The following is a 6,222-nucleotide window of genomic DNA, read 5'->3' on the forward strand; positions in this document are numbered from 1 at the left end:
CTCGGGAGGCTCGCCGTCGGAATTCGCCTAGCGTTCGAATCGTCAGTGATGGGTACACGATAGGACGCTAGTGACAACAGAAAAAGGCCGGCAGCGGGCATCCCGCCACCAGCCATGGAAGCTTACGCAGCGCGTGAAGCCTTGGGGCACAAGGGTTACTTGAGCTCCACGGACGCGCCGGCTTCTTCCAGCTTCTTCTTGGCTTCTTCGGCGTCATCCTTGCTCATGGCTTCCTTGAGGGTCGCCGGAGCGCCGTCGACGGCACCCTTGGCTTCCTTCAGGCCGAGGCCGGTGATCTCGCGAACCACCTTGATGACGTTGACCTTCTTCTCGCCGGCGCCGGTCAGCACCAGGTCGAACTCGGTCTGCTCTTCGGCAGCAGCGGCTTCACCGCCACCCGGGCCGGCCACGACGGCGGCCGCGGCGGTCACGCCGAACTTCTCTTCCATCGCCTCGATCAGCTCGGCGACTTCCATCACGGTCATGTCGGCGACGGCGTTGATGATGTCTTCTTTGGTCAGTGCCATGATTGCTTTCCTAAACTTTGCGGAGCGCCCCGAACCGGTATCGGCGCTCGGTAACTGGGTAGACGATGTCGGCTGCGGTCAGCAGGGGCCTCAGGCGGCCTCTTCCTTCTGATCACGCAGCGCGGCGAGGGTACGCACCAGCTTGCCGGCAGAAGCTTCCTTCATGACGGACATCAGCTTGGCGATCGCCTCGTCGTACGTCGGCAGTGTTGCCAGACGGTCCAGCTGGGCGGCCGGGATGAACTCACCTTCGTAGGCCAGCGCCTTGACTTCGAAGTCCTTCTCGTTCTTGCCGAACTCCTTGAACAGGCGGGCGGCGGCGCCCGGATGCTCGTAGGAGAAGGCCAGCAGAGTCGGACCCACGAACGTCTCGTTCAGGCACTCCCAGGGAGTACCTGACAGGGCGCGACGTGCCAGCGTGTTGCGCACAACACGGATCTGCACGCCATTCTCGCGCGCCTGCTTGCGCAGGTCGGTCATCGCGCCAACGTCGACGCCGCGAGAGTCGGCCACTACAACGGAGAGAGCGTCCTTGGCTGCTTCACTGACCTCTGCAACAATCGCTTTCTTGTCTTCGAGACCTAGTGGCACAGTGTTCACTCCTTCGTGCCGAGGGGCTTGCCGGGCAAGACCACCTCGGAGGTTACCTTCTCGACCCGCCGCGGGCGGCGGATCGCGGAATGATGGTGCTCACCAGCGAACTGGCGGGGCGCACCATCTGCGCAGGCGACCGGGGGCCATTAAGTCACCCGAGGGCGACACCTGCGGTCTTTGACGGCGCCCCGCCCGCAAGGGCCGGGGACCGCAAAGTGACTGCTTGGTTTGACACGTCAGACGAACGCGGAGTGGTCGACGGTCAGACCCGGGCCCATGGTGGTGGACAGGGTCATTTTCTTGAAGTAGACGCCCTTGGACGTGCTGGGCTTGAGACGCTTGAGGTCGTTGACCAGCGCCTCCAGGTTGCCGCGAATGGCATCCGCCGGGAAGTCGACCTTGCCCAGCGTGGTATGGATGATGCCGTTCTTGTCGGTACGGAAGCGCACCTGACCGGCCTTGGCATTCTTCACCGCAGTGGCCACGTCCGGGGTCACGGTGCCGACCTTGGGGTTCGGCATCAGGCCGCGCGGACCGAGGATCTGACCCAGCTGGCCGACCACGCGCATGGCGTCGGGCGAGGCGATGACCACGTCGAAGTTCAGGTTGCCCTTCTTGACGTCTTCGGCCAGTTCTTCCATGCCGATGATGTCGGCACCGGCTTCCTTGGCCGCATCGGCGTTGGCACCCTGGGTGAAGACAGCAACACGCACGTCCTTGCCGGTACCGTTGGGCATGACGGTGGCGCCACGCACGACCTGGTCGGATTTACGCGGATCGACGCCCAGATTGATGGCGACGTCGAGCGACTCCTTGAAGTTGACCTTGGAGAGCTCGCCGAGCAGGGCCACGGCCTCGTCGATGGAGTAGACCTTGGTACCGTCGACCTTCTCGCGGATCATCTGTGCGCGCTTGGACAGTTTAGCCATGATCAGAGACCCTCCACGTTGAGGCCCATGCTGCGGGCGCTACCGGCAATGGTACGCACCGCGGCGTCGAGATCGGCAGCCGTCAGATCCGGCTCCTTGGTCTTGGCGATCTCTTCGAGCTGCTCGCGGGTCACGGTGCCGACCTTGGTCTTGTTCGGCTCGCCGGAGCCGGACTTGATACCGGCTGCCTTCTTCAGCAGGACGGCCGCGGGCGGCGTCTTGGTGATGAAGGTGAAGCTGCGGTCGGAGTAGACGGTGATGACCACGGGCGTCGGCAGACCCGGCTCGATGTCCTGGGTCGCGGCGTTGAACGCCTTGCAGAATTCCATGATGTTGACACCGTGCTGACCCAGCGCGGGGCCCACGGGGGGACTCGGGTTGGCCTTGCCCGCTGCGACCTGCAGCTTGATGTAGGCCTGGACTTTCTTAGCCATGTTGCACTCCAGTTGGGTAGTAGCGCCTTGCGGCTCCCCGGTTTAACGGGCCGCCGCAGCGGCCCGACGAAAATCGGCTCGGCGAGGCTCGCTCAGTCCTTCTCGACCTGAGAGAACTCGAGCTCGACCGGCGTGGCACGCCCGAAGATCAGCACGCTGACCTGCAGACGGCTCTTCTCGTAGTTGACTTCCTCGACGACCCCGTTGAAATCGGCGAACGGGCCGTCGATGACGCGCACCACTTCACCCGGCTCGAAGAGCGTCTTCGGCCGCGGCTTGTCGGTGCCGTCCTGAACACGGCGCAGGATGGCGTCGGCTTCCTTCTGGGTGATCGGCGCCGGCTTCTCGGGCGTGCCGCCGATGAACCCCATGACGCGCGGGGTCTCGTTGACCAGGTGCCAGGTCTGGTCATTCATCTCCATCTCGACCAGCACGTAGCCGGGATAGAACTTGCGCTCGCTCTTGCGCCGCTTGCCGTCGCGCATCTCGACGACTTCTTCGGTAGGCACCAGGATCTCGCCGAACTGATCCTCCATGCCATAAAGCTTCACACGCTCGATCAGCGAGCGCATGACATGCTTCTCGAAGCCGGAGTAGGCGTGAACGACGTACCAACGCTTGGACATGGAATCTCCTAACCGATGATGCTGGACATGGCCCAGCCCAGCAGGGTGTCGATCAGCCACAGCATCAGGCCGACCAGCAGCACGGCCACCAGCACGATGGCCGTCGTCTGGACGGTTTCCTGACGCGTCGGCCAGACGACGCGCTGGATTTCACGGCGAGAGCTGCGAGCCAGTTCGACGAGGCTGCGCCCTTTCGCCGTGGTCAGTGCCACGCCGGCAGCGGCAAGACCCAGGGCGACCACGCCCAGCACGCGATACAAGAGCGCCTGATCCGCAAAGTAGGCATTGCCGACCACGGCCAGCGCAACGAGAACGACGACCACCGCCCACTTGAGACCGTCGTGGCGCGACTCTTGCACCTCGGCGTTTTGTTTCATGACAATGGAACTCCTCAAGGTGCGGCAATCGAAAAGACGGAAGTATATGGGACAACGCCAGCCTGGGGAAGACTGGCAGGCCAGGAGGGAATCGAACCCCCAACCTGCGGTTTTGGAGACCGCTGCTCTGCCAATTGAGCTACTGGCCTGCATGGATAGCGCGGCAACCTGTTGCAGGTTGCGACGCGACAGCGGGCAGGATGATAGCGTAACCAACTTGCCCTGACAACCCCGTCGTTTCGAGGCTTTCGAAAGCAGGAAGGCGAGCCAAGGCTCGCCTTCCTGTCGAAACTGGAGCTCATGGACGGATTTGAACCGTCGACCTCACCCTTACCAAGGGTGTGCTCTACCCCTGAGCTACATGAGCGTTACAACACTTTCTGGAGCGGGCAGCGGGGATCGAACCCGCATCATCAGCTTGGAAGGCTGAGGTTCTACCATTGAACTATGCCCGCCTACCCACTCTTCTTGCCGACTCGTCAGTCGCCGCGCCGGCATCAAACTGGTGGAGGGGGAAGGATTCGAACCTTCGAAGCTTTCGCGGCAGATTTACAGTCTGCTCCCTTTGGCCACTCGGGAACCCCTCCAACGTGGCGGCAAATTTTACCGCTTGAGACGATGGTGTCAAGCACTTATTTTTCAGTAACTTGACGGCCCTTCCGGCCCGGCATCGCCTCGAACGCCGCGCATTGTGTCAAAGCAGCATGGAGATTGCAAGGCTTGCATGGATTTTTTCCAGCGACGCCGGCTGCGGCACCCGCGGTGCCCCCGACATGCGACCGGCACGCTCGGCGGCCGTCAACGGGAAGCAGGCTTCCAGCCCGGCATAAACCATGTCGGGCCAGACGGCATGCGGAATGCGCAGCCCCCGCGACACGACCCGAGCGTCCCCACCGGTCAGCAGCAGCGGCAGGGCGACGCCCTCACGGTCGCACACCTCGCTGTAGATGCGATTCACGGCACTGACCGCGGCCAGGAAAATGCCGTGGTTGACCGCCGCGGCGGTGTTGCGGCCCGGCAGCAGCAGGTCGTCCGCCTCGCTGTCCGGGTCGATCGCCACATTGCGGGTTCCCAGCTTGAGGCTTTCCTTCATCAGACGCAGTCCGGGCACGATGTAGCCGCCCAGGTGACGGCCGCCCGGGAGCACGAAGTCGACGGTGATGGCACTGCCGCAATCCACCGTGCAGCAGCCGCCGGTCAGGTGATAGCCGGCCAGAACCCCCATCCAGCGGTCGACGCCCAGCCGCTCGGGCTCTTCATAGCCACAAGCCACCCCCAGCGCCTCCGGCGTCGAGCGAGCCACGTGCACGGCATCCACCCGACGCTTCAGCAGGGCTACCGTGTCGTCCAGCACGGCGCGCCGGGCCACGCTGGAGATGCGCACGGTACTGACCACGTCGAGGTCTGGGATGTCCGCGCGGGGACGCCACTCCTCGCGTGTCCACACCGCGCCCCGGGAACGGATCTCGCTGCTGGCGATATCCTTCAGGCGCCACTTGGACAGCGTGTTGCCAATGTCCAGGTCAAGAATCATGATCGCCCACGCACACTGATCTCGCCGCCGAACAGGCGCTCCTCGACACCCTCGCGGCGAACCAGCAGGCAGCCCGCGGCATCGACTCCCTCGGCGATCGCCGTCTGCCGCTCGTCGCCGCGAATGATGTCGATGGCAGTGGCCGCATAGGCATGACGACGATTCCATTCCGCCCGCCACGGGACGAAGCCGGTCGCTTCGAAGCCATCCAGCAGATCCAGCAGTTCCGCGATCAGCTCGGCGGCGAGCGCGTTGCGGCTCACATCGGGTGCCTGATCCGCGACCGCCGCCACCGGCTGGTCGATACGTGCGCGAATCTCCCGCGGCAGTGCCACGTTAAGACCGATGCCGATGACCACCTCGCAAGGCCCCTGGGCATCGCCACTGAGTTCCAGCAGGATGCCGGCCAGCTTGCACAGTTCGCCAGAGTCCGGGTCCCGCATCAGGACGTCATTGGGCCATTTCAGCAGCGCCTCGACGCCGTGGCGCTCCAGCACTCGGGCCAGCACGACACCGACTGCCAGGCTTAGCCCCTCGAGCACAGTGGCCCCACCCTCGAATCGCCAGCCCACCGAGAGCAGCAGATTGCGCCCCCAGGGGCTCGCCCACTGGCGGCCACGACGCCCTCGACCGGCGCTCTGCCCTTCCGCCAGGCACACCTCGGCGTGCCCGGCGCCCTGGGCAAAGCGCTCGCGCACAAAGAGATTGGTGGAGGGCAACGTCTCCTCGACGAACAGCCGGGCCAGACGCCGGCGCGACTCGCGCGGCAGCTCGGCGATGATCGCCTGGCCGTCGAGCAATTCGAGCGGCTGAGCTACACGATAGCCCCGCCCCTTGACCGCCTCGAGAGGAATATCCATGGCCTCGAGCTTCTTGAGCTGCTTCCAGATGGCCGTGCGCGAAACGCCGAGACGCTCGCCGAGCTGCTCGCCGGAATGATAGCCGCCGTCGCTCAACAAGCGTATGAGATCGCCGATGGTCATAGGCCTCGCCCCGCCGGAAAAACCGTCATTTTAGCGGAAGGCACAGGTCGGCGGGAATGTTAGCGACCAAAGTGGATACGTGGAGAGAAAGCAGGAAGAAAGCCGGCCACTTTTCCCGACCCCAAACGCAAAAACCCCGGCCAGTGGGCCGGGGTTCTGCGGGATAGATGCCTGACGATGACCTACTCTCGCATGGAGAAGCTCCACACTACCATCGG

General features: G+C 64.0%; 8 protein-coding genes and 4 tRNA genes. All 12 read right to left on the reverse strand.

What is annotated here, in order from left to right; translation table 11 throughout:
- Positions 1–155 precede the first annotated feature (155 nt).
- Positions 156–527, reverse strand: a complete 372-nt coding sequence (gene rplL / locus ACTCB7_RS01875) for a 50S ribosomal protein L7/L12 (protein ID WP_163648088.1) — start codon at positions 525–527, stop codon at positions 156–158.
- 90 nt (positions 528–617) lie between these two features.
- A complete protein-coding gene (rplJ, locus tag ACTCB7_RS01880; protein WP_463005335.1) occupies positions 618–1,118 on the reverse strand; it encodes a 50S ribosomal protein L10 in 501 nt (166 codons plus the stop codon).
- A 239-nt stretch (positions 1,119–1,357) separates the two neighbouring features.
- Positions 1,358–2,050, reverse strand: a complete 693-nt coding sequence (rplA, locus tag ACTCB7_RS01885; protein ID WP_163648086.1) for a 50S ribosomal protein L1 — start codon at positions 2,048–2,050, stop codon at positions 1,358–1,360.
- 2 nt (positions 2,051–2,052) lie between these two features.
- Entirely contained in the window at positions 2,053–2,484 is a 432-nt protein-coding gene (gene rplK / locus ACTCB7_RS01890; RefSeq protein WP_133484167.1) for a 50S ribosomal protein L11, read from the reverse strand.
- A gap of 92 nt (positions 2,485–2,576) precedes the next feature.
- Positions 2,577–3,110 (reverse strand): transcription termination/antitermination protein NusG, encoded by a 534-nt coding sequence (gene nusG / locus ACTCB7_RS01895; RefSeq protein ID WP_163648085.1) that lies wholly within the window; start codon positions 3,108–3,110, stop codon positions 2,577–2,579.
- An 8-nt stretch (positions 3,111–3,118) separates the two neighbouring features.
- The gene (gene secE / locus ACTCB7_RS01900; protein WP_463005336.1) at positions 3,119–3,487 is read right to left on the reverse strand and encodes a preprotein translocase subunit SecE; all 369 of its coding nucleotides are present in this window, start codon (positions 3,485–3,487) and stop codon (positions 3,119–3,121) included.
- A 73-nt stretch (positions 3,488–3,560) separates the two neighbouring features.
- Positions 3,561–3,636, reverse strand: a tRNA-Trp gene (locus tag ACTCB7_RS01905).
- A gap of 143 nt (positions 3,637–3,779) precedes the next feature.
- A tRNA-Thr gene (locus tag ACTCB7_RS01910) sits at positions 3,780–3,854 on the reverse strand.
- A 14-nt stretch (positions 3,855–3,868) separates the two neighbouring features.
- Positions 3,869–3,942: transfer RNA gene (locus ACTCB7_RS01915), tRNA-Gly, on the reverse strand.
- Between the two features lie 48 nt (positions 3,943–3,990).
- Positions 3,991–4,074 (reverse strand) — tRNA-Tyr (locus ACTCB7_RS01920).
- Between the two features lie 107 nt (positions 4,075–4,181).
- Positions 4,182–5,021 carry a type III pantothenate kinase gene (locus ACTCB7_RS01925; protein WP_463005337.1) on the reverse strand — a complete coding sequence of 280 codons (840 nt, stop codon included), beginning with the start codon at positions 5,019–5,021 and terminating at the stop codon, positions 4,182–4,184.
- Entirely contained in the window at positions 5,018–6,004 is a 987-nt protein-coding gene (locus ACTCB7_RS01930; protein WP_463005338.1) for a biotin--[acetyl-CoA-carboxylase] ligase, read from the reverse strand. The genes ACTCB7_RS01925 and ACTCB7_RS01930 overlap by 4 nt, the downstream gene beginning before the upstream one ends.
- Positions 6,005–6,222 lie beyond the last annotated feature (218 nt).

It is taken from the genome of Modicisalibacter sp., assembly GCF_055145905.1.

Coding starts and splice junctions, on each gene's coding strand:
- rplL (WP_163648088.1), bottom strand. CDS start 527: ATGGCACTGACCAAAGAAGACATCATCAACGCCGTCGCCGACATGACC.
- rplA (WP_163648086.1), bottom strand. CDS start 2,050: ATGGCTAAACTGTCCAAGCGCGCACAGATGATCCGCGAGAAGGTCGAC.
- rplK (WP_133484167.1), bottom strand. CDS start 2,484: ATGGCTAAGAAAGTCCAGGCCTACATCAAGCTGCAGGTCGCAGCGGGC.
- nusG (WP_163648085.1), bottom strand. CDS start 3,110: ATGTCCAAGCGTTGGTACGTCGTTCACGCCTACTCCGGCTTCGAGAAG.
- secE (WP_463005336.1), bottom strand. CDS start 3,487: ATGAAACAAAACGCCGAGGTGCAAGAGTCGCGCCACGACGGTCTCAAG.
- ACTCB7_RS01925 (WP_463005337.1), bottom strand. CDS start 5,021: ATGATTCTTGACCTGGACATTGGCAACACGCTGTCCAAGTGGCGCCTG.
- ACTCB7_RS01930 (WP_463005338.1), bottom strand. CDS start 6,004: ATGACCATCGGCGATCTCATACGCTTGTTGAGCGACGGCGGCTATCAT.